The sequence below is a fragment of the Chloroflexus sp. genome (assembly GCF_034431535.1).
Lineage (GTDB): Bacteria > Chloroflexota > Chloroflexia > Chloroflexales > Chloroflexaceae > Chloroflexus.
This window is the reverse complement of record NZ_DAOUDC010000050.1, coordinates 24,298-44,849: the sequence shown is the minus strand read 5'-3', so window position 1 is coordinate 44,849 and position 20,552 is coordinate 24,298. Positions and strand designations below refer to the sequence as shown.

Here is a 20,552-nt window from a genome sequence, read left to right as displayed (position 1 = left end):
AATGCCGGTTTGCGGATAGTCTCAGCCGTTATTCCCGTACCGCCAGTGCCACCGGCCAGCGCCGCAAGATATCGGCCAGCGCCAGTCCCGGCCCCACCGGATGATCGGCGACGGTCAGGCACTCATCGGTAAACAGATTGCGATAGCACGTCCCCGGCGCCACGGCAGGCAGCGGCAGCCACGTTTCGCCCCACAGTTCACCAACCGGCGGCGTTTCCCTGCCGCCGCTGAGCCGGGCCGTCAGCCGGGGAGCGACCGCAATCACTTCACCGGCAGTTGGATGGCGGCGGGCGAAAGCAATCACATGCTCACCTGCTGGCCCGCTCGCGGTGAGCGGCAGGTAGGCGCCGGCGTGAAAAAGATCGGGCCGCTCGCGCCGGAATGCCAGCGCGGTGGCGATGGTGTAGAGCTTGATCCGGCCATCGGCAGCGGTAACCAGCAATGCTTCCGCCAACGCCTGAGCCCCGCGTTCGGCCCGCTGCACACGCAATTCGGCCAGCAGCGCCATCCGGCGCTGGAAATCAACCGGTCGCCGGTTGTCGGGATCAACCAGACTCAAATCCCACAGTTCGCATCCCTGATACAGATCAGGCACTCCCGGCGTCGCCAAACGCACGAGGGTTTGGGTCAAGCTGTTGAAACGACCGAAAAACGCGATCCGCTTGGCGAACGCATCAAGGCTCTCAAGAAACCGGCGCGAACGGCGCGGGTCGAGAATGCCGGTGACGAAGCGTTGCATCGCAGCATCGTACTCGGCGTTGGGGTTGATCCAGCTCGTATTGACCTTCGCCTCGCGAGTGGCCTTTTCCATATAGGCGACCATCCGCTCGGTAAAGCGGGGCAGATGCTCCATCCCTTCCCATGCCCCAACTAGCGTCTGGTAAAGCAGATACTCGTCATTGCGGCTCGGTGCCATCCCGCCCTCGATCTGGCTGCGCTTCGCTGCATTCAGCCGGCTCCATTGCACGACATGCTTGCGCCATTCGTCGGGCAGCTCGCTCAACACACTGATGCAGGCCCGCACATCTTCGCTGCGTTTGGTATCGTGGGTGGAGGTCGTCACCATGCTGTGCGGCCAGTGCTGTTGCCGTTCTTGGGCCGCCTGATGCAGCTCGGCCACGTCGTTGCCAAAGAGTTCGGGGTGGCCGCCCACCTCATTGAGCGCGATCAGCCGGTTGTAGACGTAGAAGGCCGTGTCTTCCACCCCCTTCGCCATTATCGGCCCGCTCAGTTGCTGGAATTTCATCACAAACCGCACCACGTCATTGCGCACTTCTGGCGCAAAGTGGTCGAGATTGCGCAAGCGCAACGTCTCTTCGATAAAGTCGAAGATCTGCGCCGCCGTGCGCGGGTTGCGCCGTTTCGCCTCGCGCACCGCTGCCCGGATCGCCTGCTCGTCGCGCTCGCTGACCACGCCATCGGTGCTGATGTAGGTCCGATAGACCGGCATACCGGCGATCACTTCACGAATAGCGAAGGTCAAGCTGTTAAGGGTAAAGTCGCGATAGCGGCGGGTGCGTTCGGCCAGCCGGTCGAGCAGATGGCTGAGGGTATTGACTTCGCTGGCCAGCGCGACCAGCATAATCTCTTTCTTTTTGCTGTTGACCAGATTGGCGAAGGTGGGTTGCGGCCCGGCAAACTGGCTGTACAGCCGGTTGAGCGCGCGCTGGCTGCTGCGGTCGATCAAGACGCCGCCGCTCTGGTTGAGGAAATCGTAACCGGTGGTGCCGGCCACCGCCCAATCGACGGGCAACGGTTCGCCGTGGCTGAGAATCTTCTCGGCCACCACATAGAGCGGCCACAACCGTTCGCCACGCTCGGCCTGCGCCAACCGCTCGCAAATCTGCTCATCGAGATCGGCGGGGGCGCTGCCGCCAAAGCGCACCGCCGCCGCATAGCGCAGGTAGCTCTCTTGCAATTGGCGGAAGTAGGCTGCCGGCTGCCACAAACCATCAGGGTGATCGATACGGGCGCCGGTGGCAATCCCCTCCGCCAACAAGCGCAAGATCAGATCGTGGGTCGCTTGCAACACCTCCGGCAGCTCAACCCGGATGGCGGCCAGATCGTTGATGTCGAAAAAGCGGCGATAGTTGATCTCTTCGGTCGCTACCCGCCAGAACGCCAGCCGGTACGATTGGCGAGCGATCAAAGCATCAAGTAAGTCAAAACTTTTCGGATCGGCGGGATCGCCGTTGTAATCGGCCAGCGCCTGCGCGATCATCTGGCGCACCGGTTCGCTGGCCGCCGCCAGCGTCGCGATCCGGCGCTTGATTACCTCCTTTTCGCGATTGCGCTCGATCACCCGCTCAGGCGCCGTCTCGTGGCGCGCCGGCAGGTAGCCAATCGCGGTAATGATGCTCTGCAACTCAATCGCGTCGGGATGATCCGGCCCCAGTTCACCTAACAGATCGTCGAACCGGTGGGCCAAAATATCGGCATAACTGCGCGGATTAAGTGGGAAGCGGTGCTCCCAGTAGCCCAAGCTAAACCCGCCATCGTCATCGTAGTACAGATGTAACTCGCCCCGTTCGAGAATCACGCCATACTGATCGCCTAACACCGGCAACAGCACCTTGCCGTGCAATTCAGGCGGCACCGGATCCCAGTCGATGTCGAAGTAGGGGGCAAACACCGAACTCGGCCCGTTTTCGAGCACATCGCGCCACCAGTAGTTGCGCAAATCGCCGATGCCCATGTGGTTGGGCACCACATCAAGGATCAAGCCGAGGTGATGGGCGCGCAGCGCCTCGGCGAGCTGGGTGAAGCCCTCGGCCCCGCCTAATTCAGGGTTGAGTTGCGAGTGGTCGGTAATGTCGTAGCCGTGCCGGCTACCGGCGCGCGGGGTCAGAATCGGCGAGAAATACAGGTCGCTTATGCCAAGGTCGGCAAAGTAGGGAACCAGCTTAGCGACATCGGTGAAGGTCAGATCGGCGTTCAGTTGCAAACGGTAGGTGGCGCGTGGAATGCGCGGTTCTACATCAATCATGGTTCTCCCGGCGGCAGACGAAAGCGCAGTTTCGCGCCGAGCGCGCGGAACAGCCGCACCCACGCATGGGCATCGGCGTACCCCGCCTCGGCTTCCGCCTTCATCTGCGGATAAACAGACTGCAACAACTCATAGTAGACATTTTGGGCATGCCAGACATCAACCTCAAACGGCAGATTGCGCGCCAAACCGATGGCTGCGTCGAGGTGTGCCAGCAACGCCCGATCTTCAGGCGTGAGCTGGAAGGTCTCGCTGATGCGCCGGATGGTGCGCGAGAGGGCATAACTTAAGCCCTCGGCATCGAGGATGACGCCAGAGCGTTGCGCTTCGCGCAGCAGACTGTTGATGCGGTCGAAATCGAGCGGGTCGGCTTCAAACAAACGGCGCAGTTCGGTATTGATGGCAAACTCAGCGGCGATCTGAAATTCGCGCGGCACTGGCATGCCCATACTGGCCAGAAAGCTCATCAGCGGGGCATAGTTTTCGTAAATCTGCCGGTAGGCCGCTTCAGCTTCAGCCAAACTTGAGGTGAGGATGCGGTTGAGGATCTGGCGCTGCTCGTCGCCGAACAGCAGTTTGAGCGAATACTGCTCTTGGCCGAAATTGCGGTCAACCAAGCGAATGACGCCGAGGATATCGGCCCGCAAGAAGAGTTCACTTAGCGCTTCGATCAGTTGCTGGTAGGCTTGCTCGCTCTGATATTCACGCACCCCGCCGGAAATGTTGTGATCGCCGAGATGGAGAACACCGAAGCTGAGTCGGGTCGCTTCGCCGGTGACATTCGACTCGATGCGAATTCGACCCAGCGCCAAGCGAGCCTTACCCGCCAAGAGCAGATGGTAATCTTCGCGCTCGACGGTGTAGGCACAGATCTGCTCGCGCTCGCCAGTGCCGTTGAAAAGCGAGGTCATCGCGTAGTGCGCACCCACTTTGCGCAGATCGACCATTGCCGGGCGCACGTGGCGCTCGTAGAGATCACGCCCGTTGCCGCGCGACAGCAGATTGCTGCGCGCCTGCGCCAGCCGGTCGAGGAATTCCGGCTCAAAGTCTTCTCCAAACAGCTCGTGAGCCAGTTGGAGCGCCCGCCCGGCGTACATCATCACTTGTATGGTTTCGATCCCGCTCAGATCATCGAAAAACCAACCGCACGAAGTGTACATCAGCATCAAATGGCGCTGCAACTCCATCAACTTCAGCACTGCAATCCGCTGGCCTTCATCAAGCCGGCCCCGGCCATGCCGGCCAATAAAGGCGGCGACATTCTCTGGCGAACGGTCAAGAATGACGTTGATGTAGTCATCGCGCGCTGCCCATGGATCGATCAGCAACCGGCGGGCATAGCCCTCGAAGCGGGGGGCGATCGTGTCGCGCAGCCAGTCGAGCGCAGCGCGCAGCGGTGCGCGCCATGCCTGATTCCAACCCGGATTGCCGCCGGTATTGCAGCCGCAGTCGGTTGACCAGCGCCCCACGCCGTGCGCACAACTCCACGCCGTGCGTTCGATGATCTGCACTTCGTGGGTGGGGCGGTAGCGTTGCAGGTACGAGGCATAATTGGTCAGCTTGGCCAAGCCTGTCTCTTCGATGTAGTGGAGAGCGTAGGCCAGCGCCATATCGCCATGGCGGTGGTGGTGACCATACGTCTCGCCGTCGGTAGCGATGTGGGCCAGTTGCGGCCACGGACGCTGGTCGTTGAAGATGCTGACCAACCGGTTGGCAAAGCCGACCCCGCTGCTGAGCAAGCGCTCGAAGGCAACGGCCCGCGACACCGGCCCATCGTAGAAAAAGACCGTGATCGCCCGCCCGCTCGCCAGCTTCACCAGATACGGCTGGGTCGGATCGATCCGCCCGCCGCTGACGTCGTGCCAGATCATCTCGCCGATCCGGCGCACATGGCTAGCTTGGGTCGGGGCCAAGATAGTAAAGCGAATGCCTTGTTCGGCCATGATATCGAGCGTTTCGAGGTCAACCGCCGTTTCCGGCAACCACATCCCTTCCGGCTCGCGACCAAACCGGTAGATAAAGTCACGGATGCTCCACACCACCTGCGTCACCTTATCGCGCCGCGAGGCCAGCGGCATAATCATGTGGTTGTAGCACTGCGCCATCGCCGAACCGGCGCCGAAATAGCGCTGGCTCTCTTGATCGGCGCGGAGAATGGCTTGGTAGACCTGCGGCGCCTGCGCGGCCAGCCACGTCAAGAGAGTTGGCCCGAAGTTGAAGCTGATCCGGCTGTAGTTATTGACGATGCGGACAATCTGGTTTTGGCTGTCGAGAATGCGCGAGGCGGCATTTTCCTCGTAGCATTCGGCAGTGATCCGCTCGTTCCAGTCGTGATAGGGGTACGCCGAGTCTTGCTGTTCAACCGCCTCAAGCCACGGGTTTTCCCGTGGCGGCTGGTAGAAGTGGCCGTGAATGCAGATCAGCCGCTCGGCCATAGTAGATACTCCATTGTTTCAGCTTCGTGTGTGTTGGCGCAAAGACGCTTTCACACGCAGTTGTATACAACTGCGCGTCGTTATGTCACTTCTAGGCGGTTGCTACCAGCAGCACCGCGCTGTGGCCGGCGCAGACAACGCGGGCCTGATTCAAGATCGCAGCCGGCGGATCGGCGCTATCGAGCCGGATGCGCCACGGTTGCGCCGGTAGGTCGATTTGCGCCGGATCGAGGCCGAAATTGAGCAATAACCGGATACCCGGCCACTCGACGACGATCACCCGCCCTTGCACGCGGGTGCGCGGGCGCTGCCGCAACCCCGGCAACTCGCGCCGGATGCGCAACAGTTCGCGGTAGAAGGCCTGATGCGCCGCGTGCCGCCCCACTGTGCGCAAGCTATGATTCAGCTTTGAACGCATGAACGTTGCCGGGTCTTGCGGATCGGGCACGGCTTGGCCGGGGCGGAGGAAGTAGGCGAATTCACGCTTGCGCCCCTCGCGCACACCGGTGATCAGGGCTGGATCGCTATGATCGGTAAAGTATTGGAACGGCGCCTTTTCATTATACTCTTCCCCCATAAAGATCAACGGCGTGTACGGGCTCAGCAGCACCGTTGCCGCCGCCAAGCGCATCTGCGCCTCGCTGAGTGTTGCGCCTAACCGGTCGCCAACCGCGCGATTGCCGACTTGGTCGTGGTTTTGGGCGAAGACCACAAACTGCTCGACAGCCAGATCAGACGGATCGCGGCCAAACCGGCGGCGGGCGTGCGGTGAGTATTCACCGGCAAAGACGAAACTGCGCTCGATCGCCGTTGCCATCTGCTCGATGGCGCCAAAACCCTCGTAGTAGCCGTTTTGCTCGCCGGTAAGCAACGTGTGCAGCGCGTGGTGGAAATCATCCGACCAGATGCCAGTCAGACCATATCCACCCAGCTCTTTGGGGCGGGCAAAGCGCGGATCGTTGAGCGGATGCTCGGCGAAGAGGTAGGCCGGGCGGCCTAGCCGCAACGCTTGCCCCCGCACCCGATCGGCCAATTCTTCGAGCACATGGTAAGGCGATACATCGAAGATAGCATGGGTTGCATCGAGGCGCAAGCCGTCAAGATGGTACTCGCGCAGCCACTCAAGCGCATTTTCGATGATCAACCAGCGCACCAGATCACTCTCGGCCCCATCGTAGTTGATCGCCGCCCCCCACGGCGTGCGGTAGCGGTCGGTAAACGCCGGCGGCGCGATGTCCCACAAATAGTTGCCTTCGGGGCCGAAATGGTTGTAGACCACATCGAGCAGCACCGCCATGCCGTGGGCATGGGCGGCATCAACCAGCCGCTTGAGGCCCGTTACACCACCGTAGGCAGTATGCGGCGCGTAGAGGTAAACGCCATCGTAGCCCCAATTGCGCATGCCGGGGAAGTGCGCCACCGGCATCAGCTCGATCGCGGTGATGCCGAGATCGAGCAGCATGGGCAGATGGGGAATAATCGCCTCGAAGGTGCCTTCCGGCGTGAAGGTGCCCACATGCAGCTCGTAGATGACCAGATCAGCGAGCGGCACCCCGCGCCATGCCGCATCGCTCCAGTCAAAGCGATGATCCACCACCGCCGACGGGCCATGCACACCGTCGGGTTGGCAGCGCGACGCTGGATCGGGCCGCTCGCGCGATCCGTCGAGCCGGTAGCGGTAGCGTGTGCCGGGAGGCGCTGCCGTGACCGCATGCCAACAGCCGTAGCCGATCGGCTGCATCGCCACCGCATGCGGCTGCGAATCGAGCACAATCAATTCGACGGTTGTCGCTGTTGGCGCCCATAGCGTAAACGCCGTTGTGCCATCAGCCCGGTAGACCGCGCCGGGCAGCGGTAAATCAAACATAAGCATTCCACGATGCCGGTTGGCGTAGGGTCGGGTTTTCATCCCGCCCGCCCCCGTTTAGCCATTATGTTTAAAGAACAACGCCCCCAATGGCGGCAAGCGCAGCCGCAACGAGAAGGGCCGGCCATGCGAAGGCGTCTCTTCGGCCATTACCCCACCGGCGTTGCCTTGCCCGCTGCCCCAATAGTACTCAGAGTCGCTGTTAAACACCTCGCGCCACCAGCCACCCGCCGGTACGCCGACCCGGTAATCCTCGCGCACCACCGGCGTCGCATTCAGCACGACCAACATCATCTCGCCGTGCCGGCTCTTGCGCAAAAAGCTGTAAACGCTAGCGTCAGCATCGTTGGCATCGACCCACTCAAACCCCTTCGGATCGCAGTCGAATTCGTGCAGCGCCGGCTCGCTGCGGTAGAGCCGGTTGAGGTCGCTGATGACGCGCCGCACCCCTTGATGTGAGGGGAACATCAACAGATGCCAGTCAAGACCGGTATCGTGCGACCATTCGCGCCACTGGCCGAACTCGCCGCCCATAAAGAGCAGCTTCTTACCGGGTTGGGCGAACATGTAGCTGTACAGCAGGCGCAGGTTGGCAAACTTCTGCCACACATCACCCGCCATCTTGTCGAGCAGCGATCCCTTGCCATGCACGACTTCATCGTGCGAGAGCGGCAGAATATAGTTCTCGGTGAACATATAGAGGCCGCGGAAGGTCAGCTCATTGTGGTGGAAGCGGCGATAGATTGGATCGCGATGAAAGTATTGCAGGGTGTCGTGCATCCACCCCATATCCCATTTGAAGCCGAAGCCCAACCCGCCAACGTAGACCGGACGCGAGACCATCGGCCATGCCGTGCTCTCTTCGGCGATCGTCTGCACGTCGGGGTAATACTTGTAAATCTGTGTATTCAATTCGCGCAAGAAGCTAATCGCTTCCAGATTTTCATTCCCGCCGTACTGATTGGGAATCCACTCGCCGGGCCGGCGCGAGTAGTCGAGGTAGAGCATACTCGCCACTGCATCAACCCGCAGGCCATCGATATGGAACTTATCGAGCCAGCAGAGGGCGGAGCTAATCAGGAAGCTGCGCACCTCGTTGCGCCCGTAGTTATAGATGTAGCTGCCCCAATCGGGATGATAGCCCTTGCGCGGATCGGCATGCTCATAGAGGTGGGTGCCGTCGAAATAGGCGAGGCCATGGCCGTCGGTGGGGAAGTGGCTCGGCACCCAATCCAGAATCACACCAATCCCGTTTTGGTGCAGGTAATCAACACAGTACATGAAATCTTGCGGCGTGCCGTAACGGCTAGTCGGCGCAAACATCCCGGTTGACTGATAGCCCCACGAGCCGTAGAAGGGGTGTTCGGTCACCGGCAGCAGCTCAACGTGGGTAAAGCCGCACTCTTTGACGTGCTCGACCAGCTCGTGGGCTAGCTCACGGTACGTCAGCGGGCGATTATCCTCTTCGAGCTTGCGCCGCCACGAACCGAGATGCACTTCGTAGATCGAGATCGGCACATCGAACCGCTGGCGCTGGCCGCGCTCGGCCATCCATTGCTGATCCGACCACGTATACTCACGATCCCAGACAATCGCCGCCGTCTGCGGCGCGACTTCAAAGTAGCTGCCAAAGGGATCGGTCTTGTCTTCGCGGTAGCCGTAATAACGCGAGGCGATGTGGAACTTATAGCGCATACCTTTGCCGATGTAGGGAATAAAACCTTCCCACACGCCGGAAAAGCCGCGCTGGCGCAGCGGATTAGCCCCGGCATCCCAGTTATTCCAATCGCCGATCACGGCCACATATTCGGCGTTAGGCGCCCAAACCGCAAAGTAGGTTCCGGGAACGCCTTCAATCGTAACCGATTGCGCGCCGAATTTATCGTACAGGCGATAATGGGTGCCCTGATTGAAGAGATAAATATCGTCTTCGCTGAGAATGCTGGCCATCATCGCTTTGGTCGCCGCTGACGGCTCGTCGGCCATGGCGCCGGGTGGTTCGGTATGCGGTGCAATCATCGGTGCAGTCGCCTCTTCGACCGGCGCCTCTTTCTTGCGACGGGTACGGCGAGGTTTTTCAGTATCGCTCATGGGTGGTTCCTCTTGTGGGTATTCATGGCTGCGCTCATGCGCAACTCGTAGGCTATCGTACTATCGTGCTGCATGGTTTCTTTTTTACCGCAGAGAGCGCCGAGGGCGCAAAGGCGAAGTAATCTCTCGCGAGCGTGAAACCAACTCCCTCAGCCATCCGTTCCGTTAAAGTAAGTGATTGCTGCAAGGACTGCCCCCCACCATACTGGCTCACTCCCACCCTCCCCCGGAGGGGAGGGCGAGGATGGGGGCAGCACTGAAGCCCTCTCCTGCTCCCCGGTTGTCATTGCGAGCCGCGCACCGCGGCGACGCCATCCCCCGTGAGCACGGCAGCCAGCCGCTCAGGTATATATTCCGCTGAAGCGGGAGATTGCTTTGGGCGCTTCGCGCCCTCGCAATGACAAACTGGCTCCGCCCTCTCGCAATGCCAACCAAACACGCTCTCTCGCTATGACAGACTGGCTGCGCCCTCCGCCGCCTCTGCAGTACATGACTACTGCTCAATCTGGCGCAAAATACCGTTGACCGGGATCGGCAACCAATCCGGGCGGTTGTTCATTTCATACGCCAGTTCGTAGACTGCTTTTTCGACCACAAAGGTCTCGATCAACGCTTCCAAATCGGCGCGATCGGCGGGCACAAATGGTTCGTTGCCCGCCGTGGCGAGGTAGCCGTGCAGGAACGACGCACAGATCCAGAAACTCCAAAAATCGGCCCAACATTGCAGCCGCTCGAATTCATCGGTGCTGCTCGCGACGCTATCACGGGCAAAGAGGGCGGCATAGGCGGCGTACTGGTACGAGCGCAGCATCCCGGCCACATCACGCAGCGGCGACCGCTTGATCCGCCGCTCGCTGATCGGGCGCAGCGGTTCGCCCTCGAAGTCGATGATCACGTAATCTTTACCGGTGAAGAGCACCTGCTCAAGATGGTAGTCTCCGTGAATGCGAATGCGCACCGTCTCGATCTTGTCGCCGGTAATGCGTTGCAAGCGGGACAGCAGCGCTTCCTCGCTCTGCGCGACGCGCTCGGCGGCGGGGCGCACCGTTGCCGGCAACGATGGCAACTGCTTGCGCAGGTCTTGCAAGGTACGCCCGATCAGGCTGCGGATGCTCTGATAGATCGAGCGTTGGTAGAGGGTTGAGAAGGGTTCTGCCGCCATGGCCGGCCCGCTCCCTTTGTCCAGCGCCTGATGCATCTCGGCGGTGCGCTGGCCGAGCAAGCGCGCCGCTTCGAGGTAGCCGCCGATCAGCTCTTCGGCCAACGACGCTGGCGGCTGTTCGGCAGCCGCTAGCAGTTCGGCTACACTCCCCTTCACCGCTGGCGGGGTCAGATCAGGCCGGGTGAGTACCGTATCGTAGTAGCGCCGCACCACATCGAGCGCATAATCGAAAGCGTCACCCTCATTTTGCACATACCCTTGCACAATCGCCAGCGTCAGCGGCTCGTCTTTACCGCGCAGATATTCGATATAGCCGGCCACCGGTGGTGTGTGGGCAAACCCGGCCTCTTCAGTCAAGTAGCGGCCTAGCTCAAGATCGGGGTTGCGGCCCGGCTCGATCTTACGGAACAGCTTCATAATCAGCCGGCTGCCAAAATTGATCGACGAATTGCTCTGCTCGCCGCGCATCAGGCTCGGCTCAAGGCCATCGCTGCCGCTGATCAATTTGCGCAAGGCGCGGGTCGTGCCTCCCACCAACTCGCCGCCGGATTCACCACGTAAGCGCCGGCGGCCAATCGTCAGTTCGAGCAGCGCCGCCGCAAAACGCCGTTCGCCGAGCGGATCGTACAGCACCCCCGCTTCGGGCCGCCGACCCACCTTTAGTCGGGCAATCGCCATGTGGCGCTGATCGGCCAGTATCTGATCGGCCCGCTCACCTTCGGCGTAGGCCATCGGTAACAAGTAGGTTTCGGGACTGCCTTCCACGTACTGCACATTCAGCAGCGTGAGGTAGGCCGGGCCGCCGGCATAATCGAGCCGGGCGAATTCATTGATATTGACCTGCTTGATCTTGCGCGTCTTAGCGCCAAACCAGCGCCGGTTGCGCAGGTAATCGGGCAAGACCCGCTCCAGCCGCTCTTGGCGGCCATCGTAAAAGACGGCGTCCCACTCGATCGCATCAACTGGTATCTCAACCAGCTCGGTTTCGGGTTGCGGCGCCGTCATCCGCATCCCTTCCACCCGCTGCGGCACAAGCGTAAACCAGTAGAAGCTATGCGGGCCAAGGGTCAGAAAGTAGGGTTGGTCGCCAATCGGCGGAAACTCAACTTGCCCAAACAACTCGACCGGCATCAGGCCGCGGTAGGGCGAGAGATCGAGTTCGACGCCTTGCACAAACCGCGACAGATTGAAGACCGCGAGCAAGATTTGGTCTTCGGTTTTGCGCAAGAAGCAGAGCACCTTGCGATTTTCGGGGTAGAGAAATTCAAGCGTGCCGCGACCAAACGCCGCATACCGCTTGCGCAACGCGATCAGCCGCTTCGTCCACCAGAGCAGCGAATGCTGGTTGGCGCTTTGCGTCTCGACGTTGACCGTCTCGTAGTGATATTCGGGGTCGGTAATCACCGGCAGGTAGAGCTGCTGCGGGTTAGCGCGGGAAAAACCCGCGTTGCGATCGCCGCTCCACTGCATCGGCGTGCGCACCCCGTTGCGATCGCCGAGGTAGATGTTATCGCCCATGCCGATCTCGTCGCCGTAATACAGCACCGGCGTGCCCGGCAACGAGAAGAGCAGGCCGTTCATCAGCTCGATCTTGCGCCGGTGGTTGCCGAGCAGCGGGGCCAACCGGCGGCGGATGCCGAGATTAATGCGGGCCTGCGGATCGCGGGCGTAGACCCGGTACATATAGTCGCGCTCTTCATCGGTTACCATTTCGAGCGTCAACTCATCGTGGTTGCGCAAGAAGATCGCCCACTGGCAATTATCGGGAATGGGCGGCGTTTGCCGCATAATATCGATGATCGGGTAGCGATCCTCAAGATGCACCGACATAAAGAGCCGCGGCATGACCGGGAAGTGGAAGGCCATGTGGCACTCATCGCCATCGCCGAAATAGGCGACCGAATCTTCCGGCCACTGGTTCGCCTCAGCCAGAAACATCCGCCCATGGTACTTCTCGTCCATATGCCGGCGCAAGCGTTTGAGGAAGGCGTGAGTTTCGGGCAGATTCTCGCAATTAGTACCCTCTGCCTCGTAGAGGTAGGGAATGGCGTCGAGCCGCATGCCATCAACGCCGAGATCGAGCCAGAACTCCATCGCCTTAAACACCGCCCGCTGCACCGCCGGGTTCTCAAAGTTGAGGTCGGGCTGGTGGCTGTAGAACCGGTGCCAGTAATACGCCTGCGCCACCGGATCCCACGTCCAGTTGCTAGTCTCGAAATCTTTGAAGATAATCCGCGCGTCTTTGTAGCGGTCAGGCGTATCCGACCACACGTAAAAATTGCGCGCCGAGGAGCCGGGCTTAGCGCGGCGGGCGCGCTGGAACCACGGATGCTGGTCGGAGGTGTGATTACAGACCAGTTCGGTAATCACGCGCAGGCCACGGCGATGCGCCTCGCGAATAAAGACCTTAAAGTCGGTGAGGGTGCCATAGTTGGGATGGATATTGGTGTAATCGGCGATGTCGTAGCCATCATCACGCAGCGGCGAAGGATAGAACGGCAGCAGCCAGATCGCCGTCACCCCCAGATCCTGCAAATAATCGAGCTTGCTGGTCAGGCCGGGAAAATCACCAATCCCGTCGCCGTTGCTATCGCAAAAGGCGCGCACATGCAGCTCGTAGATCACCGCATCTTTATACCAGAGCGGATCATCGGCCAGAATCGTCGGCGCCTTGGCCGGGCGGGTACGGGTCATGGTGCATCCTCATCCTTCGTCCAGCGTCATCTCCTCATCCGACGTCGTTGTACCTGCGCGGCGTTGCGCATACCGTTAGGCGAAATACTCAAACCCGCGCTCATCGCGGCGCAAGCGGCGAATGCAGAAGATATGCACCGGTGCTTGCGGGTTGAGTTCGACATAATTAAACTCGCCCGACCACGTGTAGCGAGCATCGGTCAACAGGTCGTGGGCTTGATACATGCTATTGAGTCCCCACTCGGCCACCGGCACCTGCACCCAACCGCGCTGCGTGCGTTCGGGATCGAGATTGACGATCACCAGAATAATATCTTTCCCGTCGGGCGAGGTCTTGCTATAGGCTAACAACCACTCGTGTTCGTGGAAGTCTATGTCAACCCGGTGGAAGCGCAGTGTATCGTTGCGGTGCAGCGCGGGATGCTCGCGGCGAATCCGGTTGAGTTGAGCGATATAGCCGCGCAGACTATGCGGCGCATCGAGGTTCCACCGCTTGATCTCGTACTTCTCGTTGTCAATATACTCTTCGCGCCCCGGTACCGGCACATGCTCCATCAGCTCGTAAGCCGGGCCATACATCCCCCAACTTGCCATCAGCGTCGCCGCCATCGCCGCCCGTGTCAGGAAGACGGAACGCTGGCCGGCGTAGAATTGCGGAGTCAGAATATCAGGCGTATTCGGCCAGAAGTTGGGGATAAAGAGATCGCTCACTGGCGGCGTGGTCAGTTCCTGTAGATACTGGGTAATCTCTTGCTTGGTGGTGCGCCACGTGTAGTAGGTATAGCTCTGGGTAAAGCCGATCTTAGCCAGATGGTACATCACCTTCGGGCGGGTAAATGCTTCCGAAAGGAAGATCAGATCGGGATGCTCGGCCTTGAGCGAATTGAGGCACCAGTCCCAAAAGCGCAGGCTCTTGGTGTGCGGGTTATCGACCCGGAAGATACGCACCCCCTGCTCAATCCAGAAGGCAAAGATCCGGCGCAGCTCTTGCCACAGCCCCTGCCAATCATCCGACTCAAAATCAAACGGATAGATATCCTGATACTTCTTGGGCGGATTCTCAGCGTATTGGATCGTGCCATCAGGGCGGGCGCGGAACCACTGCGGATGCTCGCGCACGTAGGGGTGGTCAGGCGAGCATTGGAAGGCGATATCGAGCGCCACCTCGATGCCGTAGGTGCGTGCCACCGCGACCAGCGCCCGAAAATCTTCGAGCGTACCTAATTCGGGATGGACGCTCATGTGGCCGCCGTCAGCATTGCCGATCGCCCACGGGCTGCCCGGATCGTTAGGGCCGGCGGTGAGGCTGTTGTTGCGGCCTTTGCGGAAGGTATAGCCGATCGGATGAATCGGCGGCAGATAGAGCACATCAAAACCCAATTCGGCCACGTAAGGCAGGCGCTTGATCACATCGCGGAAGGTGCCGTGGCGGCCCGGCTCATCGGCGGTCGAACGGGGGAACAACTCGTACCACGCGGAAAACCGCGCCCGCTCCCGCTCGACCGTTACCGGATACATTTCGGATTCAGTGGCGAAACGACGTGGCAAATGAACCGCCATCAATGAATGAATTTCGCTGGCAAAGGCAGTATCGACATCACCGGCGATCAAGGCTGCCTCAGCCACGTGCAACACCGCCGAATCGGCGCCGCTGGCATGGCGCGCCGCTTCGCCGACAAGCGCCGCCCCGATCTGTAAATCGACCCGCACATCTTGGCCGGCGGCCAACCGCTTCTCAAGCTGATGCACCCACGTCGCAAAGCGATCGATCCATGCCACAATCTGAAACTCGTGGCGGCCAATGCTGTTGAGGGTAAACTGGCCTTCCCAGCGATCGTTGACCAACGGGCGCAACGGCGCTTCGTGCCACGGCTTGGTCCCGACCGGACGGTGGCGCACTACCGCAGTCAACTCGTCATGACCGTCGGTAAACAGATCGCACCGCACTGTCAGCACATCACCCACAATCCGCTTGACCGGATACCGCCCGCCATCGATTGTCGGTTCAACCGCCTCGATAATAACCCGGCACCGCCCTTCACCAACTGCTGCCAGATCAGGAGCGACTGCCGCCGCTGTGCGGCGCGAGCGAGAACGTGGCACCTTGACGGTCATGGAGCCTCCGCAATATGTGACACATTGAGACTTTGCGCGTGGGGTGATGTCTCATTCACCCTTCCCCACTTTCGATTGTACGGTGCTCGGCGGGATGTGTCAAACTGGTTGCATGCGGTACCGATGGGATGTCATTGTCCTTATGCTATACTACCACTATCGCTTGTGCTCCCGCGTCCCCGGCTGTGCGCTGGACAACTGTCTGAGAGGAGTTGCAGTTGCTGCGCATGGTGTTGTCCTCCGTTTTTATGCTCGCACTTGCGAGCATGCTCAACGGCCAGATACTGGCCGGCATCGCACCTGTTCCTTCACCCGCTTCAACCATCACGTGGGAGATTGAGACGGTCGATGCCCCGCGCCATTTCACCCGGCTGCGCGATCGCACCCTGCGCATCGACAGCATCGGCCAGCCGCATCTCGCCTTTGGCGGCGACGCGCTCTATTACGCTCACGCCGAAGCCGCCGGCTGGCGCATCGAGGTCGTTGATGAAAACCCCGGCGCCGGCGAATACGCCGCCCTCGCCTTAGATCAAGCCAATCAGCCGCACATTGGGTACTACGACTGGCGCAACGGCGTCTTGAAATATGCCCATCGCACCGCCAACGGCTGGCAGATCACAACCGTCGATGACTCCACTTATACCGGCCACTACCCGGCCCTCGCCCTCGATCGCACCGGCTATGCGCACCTTGCCTACTACGATTGGACGAACGGCGCGCTGAAGTATGCGCGCTGGGATGGGCAAGGTTGGCAGATTCAGACCATTGACACCCAGAACGATGCCGGCGTCGCCGTCACTCTCACCCTTGACGCCAGCGATCGCCCGCACATCAGCTTTTTTGCCGCTGCCACCGCCACCTTACAGCATGCGCTGTGGACGGGCAGCGCGTGGCAGGTGCAAACGGTTGACCGTCACGCCGGCCAATTTTTGTCACAGGCCCTCGACCGGCAGGGCCATCCCCATCTTGCCTACTACGACTCGGCCAATGCCGATCTGAAATATGCGTACTGGGATGGCGCAGGTTGGGTCATCCACGTGGTTGATGCAACCGGCATCACCGGCTGGTATGTCACGCTGGCGCTTGATTCGTTCGATCAGCCGCATATCGGGTACTACAACGCCTCGCAAGCAAGCGTGCAGTATACGTTCTGGAATGGCGCCGCGTGGCAGCGGCAGACCGTCATTGCCGCCAACAACGCCATCCGCGCCCTCAGTCTCGACCTTGATGAGGCTAACCAACCACAACTCAGCTTGTTCACCGAACACAGTTGGGATCAGAATGCCCTTTGGCATGCCCGCCCCAGCAATGGCTTCTGGCAGATCGAGCTGGTCGAACAATCCGGTCAAGTTGGCCGTTACGCCTCACTGGCCCTTGATAGCGCCGAGCATCCACAGCTCGCATATTACAACATGACCAGCGGCAATCTGGCATACGCACGGTGGACAGGTACTTACTGGGTGACACAAATTGTCGATCAATCGTCGCGGGTCGGGCAGTTTGCCCAGCTCGCGCTCGATCGCGCCGATCAGCCGCACATTGCGTACTACGATGCCGCCAATGGCGATCTCAAGTATGCGCGCTGGCGCGCCAATCGCTGGGAGCACCAACGGGTGGATAGTCACGGTCAAACGGGCGAGTATGTCACGTTGGCGCTCGATAGCCGCAATTGGCCGCACATCGCCTACTATGACGCCACGAATGGCGATCTGCTTTATGCGCAGTGGAACGGCCAGCATTGGCGCATCCGAATCGTCGATGCGATCGGTGATATTGGGCAGTATGCGGCGCTGGCGCTCGACCGCTTCGACTATCCGCACATCGCCTACTACGACGCTACGAATGGCGATCTGAAATATGCCCGCTGGAATGGCAACGGCTGGCAGATTGCGACCGTGGCCGCCGAGGGGGATGTGGGTCGCTATGCTTCGCTGGCCCTCGATAGCGCTGGGCAGCCGCATGTGGCGTACTACGATGCTACTAACGGCGTCCTCCAATATACGTACTGGAATGGCGTTGTTTGGATACGGCAGATCGTTGATGGCAACGCGCAGGTGGGCATTGATGCGTCACTCGCTCTTGATCGGGCCAATCGCCCCCACATCGGCTACCACGGCGCGATCGCTGGCGACCTGAACTATGCGCGCGCTCGTGATGGCCTCCCACTGCTTCCGACCAGCACCCCCACTGCCACGCCCGTGCCGACTAGCACCCCCACTGCTACACCTGCCCCAACCGCTACCCCAACCGTGCCGCCGCGCCTAACCGCGGAACCAACCGCTACCCCAACCGTGCCGCCGCGCCCAACCGCGGAACCAACCGCTACCCCAACCGTGCCGCCGCGCCCAACCGCACCGCCGCGCCCGATCGCGCCGTAGGGGCGCGTAGGGGCGCAGCGCGCTGCGCCCGCGCCCCTACGGTGTGGGCCGCACCAACGTATATTGGCCATAGTGGTGATCGGCGCGACCAAAATCAACCACCACATACCCGGCGGCAAAAGCGGCTTCGGCGCAGGCGCGGAAATGATAGCGCCACGCCTGCGCCGCGCTCGGATCGCGTTGCTGCACAACGCTGAAATCGAGCGGGATGCGCAAACGCGCCACCGCTTCACCGGGCATAGCCGGCGGCGCATCGAGCGACGGATTGATCAAAGGCGCTGCCGCCACCTGCTCGGCAGACGGCTGCGCCACCGGTGATTGCACCAGCCACCACTCAACCTGAAACCGATCACTTGGCAATACACCATCGACCAGCTCCGGCTCCGGGCCATATACATTGCGCAAATAGGTGCGGCAGATCGCGCCCAGCTTGTGAATATTAAGATGGGCATTGCGCGCCAAAAGCGGATCATACGTCCACGTCATCAATTCGAGGTCTTGGACCAAAGCAAACTCGCGCTGCGCCCGCTTCAGCCGCTCACCGATGCGCGTATCACGCAGATCGGGTCGCACCGCCGCCATATGCGAGGCATGTTTCAAACGGCCATCGGCAGTGCGGGCTAAAAAGCCAAAAACAAAGCCTACCAGCTCATTGCCGGCAAATGCGCCCAGCACCAACCCGCCATTGCGCTGCACCGTCACCAGCAGGTTGAGCGGCACCACAAACTCATCGCCCCACACCACTTGCTGGAGTTGTTCGCAGGCCCGATATTCGGCGTATGTGGCTACTGGCCGGATAGTGATCTGCATAGTGTCCTCAAGATATATGTGATTGCTGCCTGAAGAACTACGCCGAATTATAGCAACAAAGGGGGAACAGCGGGGCGTGATCGACTGTCATTGCGAGGGAGCGGCGTCCAGCGGAGCTGGAAGCCGCCCGACCGAAGCAAGCTCCCGCTTGAGTGTAGGCCAATGGCTTACAGACACGCTTCTCGTGCTCGCAGGGGATCGCTGCCCTTTCATCGCAAAACTGTGAACAAACCCTGTTGACAGACGCCCCCATCTGTCTTGATACTAGAGAGACGAGATGGCGCACAGCAACGTGGCCGCCATACGCCACAACTGGCCAGTAGCCGGCAATCCTTTCGCGTGCCATCGAGACCCGGAAAACATCTGCGCTTGGAGGTCTACCATTCGTGGTTGCGCCACTCTCTGCGACAACCCTTGCCGGCCTGATCGATGACTTTTTGGCCGAATATACCGCGGCTCACCCGGCCCAAGCCGCCGCGAGCCGCTTGCCGCCGCCGCCAGTGATCGGCGAACATAGCCTGGCGGCCATCGCGGCGCGGCTGGCCCGTTACCGAGCTTTGGCCGCGGCGTTGAGCCACATTACGCCGCACACCATCGCCGAACGGCTCGATCACGCCTTGCTGAGTTGGCAACTTGAATGGGCCATTTGGCAACTGAGCACGTTACAGCCGCACCGCCGCGATCCCCGCTACTATGCCGGGCTAGCGTTTCTTGACTCGCGCCGGTTAGAGACCAGTGATGAAGCCGAATGTGACGCACTCTTGGCCGAACTGCGCGCCATTCCCGGCCTGTTGGAAACCGCGCGCGCCAACCTCCGCCGTCCCCTGAGCCGGCTGGCGATCGAAGAGGCGCTGATTGCGCTCCAGCTCACCGCAGCCACGCTCAATAGCACCCATCTGCCCAACCGCGAGTTGCGGGCCGTTGCGCGTGCGGCCCTCACCGCACTGGCGGCGTTTAGCCATTTTTTACAGGTGGAACACCTGCCTGCCGCCATTGAGGAAGTGGGTCTCGGTGCCGCCTACTTCAGCGATTGGCTGCGGCTGGCTGAGCAGATTAGCCTCTCGCCGGAACGGCTGCGCGCCTTGGGTGAAGCCGAACTGCGCCAGCAGCGCGATGTCTTGAGCGCGCTCGCCCCGCACCGCGACCACCGCTGGCTGCTGCGCGAGTTGGCCGCTGACCATCCGTCGGCTGACCACGTGTTGGACGAATTGCGCCGCTGGATTTCCCATGCGCGCACCCTGCTCGCTCGCTACGAGCTGGTGAGTCTGATTGATACAACGTTACCGCAGGTGACGATCTCGCCGCCGTTTGCTCGCTGGGCGGCCTTGAGTCTCATCCCGCCGGGACGGAGCGGGCCGGCACAGGTGGCGGTCAGCCTGCCTGATCCAACATGGCCGGCTCACGAACAAGCGGCATGGCTGCGCGCCTTTGGCCGGCCGGCACTGGCGGTCGCCGCCCTCCACGAAGCCTACCCCGGTCATTACCTGCACCTTGCCTTCATCGCGCGCGCGCCGGGCCGGTTGGCCCGCCACTTCTGGAGCATGTGCCACCTCGAAGGCTGGGCGCATTATGTCGAACAGATGACAGTCACTGCCGGCTTTGATGGGTATGATCCCCGGCTCGCAGCGGCAGTGGCCGGCGAGGCCCTCTTGCGCGCCTGCCGGCTGGTTGTAGCAGTGGATCTGCACACCGGTGCGACCGATCTCGCCGCCGCCGTCGAGCGATTTCGCGCCGAGGCCGGGCTCGATCCGCCGCTCGCTCTACGCGAAGCGCGCCGGGCCGCGCTCGATCCGGGAGTCATCTGTTATACCGTGGGCCGCTTGGCGATGATCCGGCTGCGCGAACGGATGCACCAACGCTGGGGTGAACACTTTTCGCTGCGCCGGTTTCACGATGCAGTGCTGTCATTTGGCGCACCGCCCTTGCCGGTGCTCAGCCGGCTGCTGGCAGCAATCGATATGCTATAATGCGTTTCTACAATCGCGTCTGGGGGACGGGCGCGCCCGTCGCGCCT

At 61.0% G+C, this 20,552-nt stretch carries 9 protein-coding genes; 2 read left to right on the top strand and 7 right to left on the bottom strand.

Features of this window, described 5'->3' with window-relative positions; all coding sequences use genetic code 11:
• Positions 1-28: 28 nt before the first annotated feature.
• From U9R61_RS12360 to U9R61_RS12335, 6 genes are all read right to left on the bottom strand, one after another.
• Positions 29-2,986: a malto-oligosyltrehalose synthase gene (locus U9R61_RS12360; protein WP_322489123.1), complete on the bottom strand. Its 2,958-nt coding sequence runs from the start codon at positions 2,984-2,986 to the stop codon at positions 29-31.
• The gene (locus U9R61_RS12355; protein ID WP_322489122.1) at positions 2,983-5,421 is read right to left on the bottom strand and encodes a DUF3536 domain-containing protein; all 2,439 of its coding nucleotides are present in this window, start codon (positions 5,419-5,421) and stop codon (positions 2,983-2,985) included. The genes U9R61_RS12360 and U9R61_RS12355 overlap by 4 nt, the downstream gene beginning before the upstream one ends.
• 91 nt (positions 5,422-5,512) lie before the next feature.
• Positions 5,513-7,288, bottom strand: coding sequence for a malto-oligosyltrehalose trehalohydrolase (gene treZ, locus U9R61_RS12350; RefSeq protein WP_322489121.1), 1,776 nt, complete (start codon positions 7,286-7,288; stop codon positions 5,513-5,515).
• A gap of 57 nt (positions 7,289-7,345) precedes the next feature.
• Positions 7,346-9,379 (bottom strand): 1,4-alpha-glucan branching protein GlgB, encoded by a 2,034-nt coding sequence (gene glgB / locus U9R61_RS12345; RefSeq protein ID WP_322489120.1) that lies wholly within the window; start codon positions 9,377-9,379, stop codon positions 7,346-7,348.
• Positions 9,380-9,872: 493 nt separating this feature from the next.
• A complete protein-coding gene (gene treS / locus U9R61_RS12340) occupies positions 9,873-13,235 on the bottom strand; it encodes a maltose alpha-D-glucosyltransferase (protein WP_322489119.1) in 3,363 nt (1,120 codons plus the stop codon).
• Between the two features lie 75 nt (positions 13,236-13,310).
• On the bottom strand, positions 13,311-15,350 hold the full coding sequence (locus U9R61_RS12335; protein ID WP_322489118.1) for an alpha-1,4-glucan--maltose-1-phosphate maltosyltransferase: 2,040 nt from the start codon (positions 15,348-15,350) through the stop codon (positions 13,311-13,313).
• Positions 15,351-15,568: 218 nt separating this feature from the next.
• Between U9R61_RS12335 and U9R61_RS12330 the strand changes: the two genes are divergently transcribed.
• Entirely contained in the window at positions 15,569-17,728 is a 2,160-nt protein-coding gene (locus U9R61_RS12330) for a hypothetical protein (protein WP_322489117.1), read from the top strand.
• A 36-nt stretch (positions 17,729-17,764) separates the two neighbouring features.
• On the opposite strand, the gene U9R61_RS12325 is transcribed toward U9R61_RS12330, so the two are convergent.
• The gene (locus tag U9R61_RS12325) at positions 17,765-18,538 is read right to left on the bottom strand and encodes a hypothetical protein (protein ID WP_322489116.1); all 774 of its coding nucleotides are present in this window, start codon (positions 18,536-18,538) and stop codon (positions 17,765-17,767) included.
• A gap of 386 nt (positions 18,539-18,924) precedes the next feature.
• Between U9R61_RS12325 and U9R61_RS12320 the strand changes: the two genes are divergently transcribed.
• Positions 18,925-20,505 (top strand): DUF885 family protein, encoded by a 1,581-nt coding sequence (locus tag U9R61_RS12320; protein ID WP_322489115.1) that lies wholly within the window; start codon positions 18,925-18,927, stop codon positions 20,503-20,505.
• Positions 20,506-20,552: the final 47 nt, after the last annotated feature.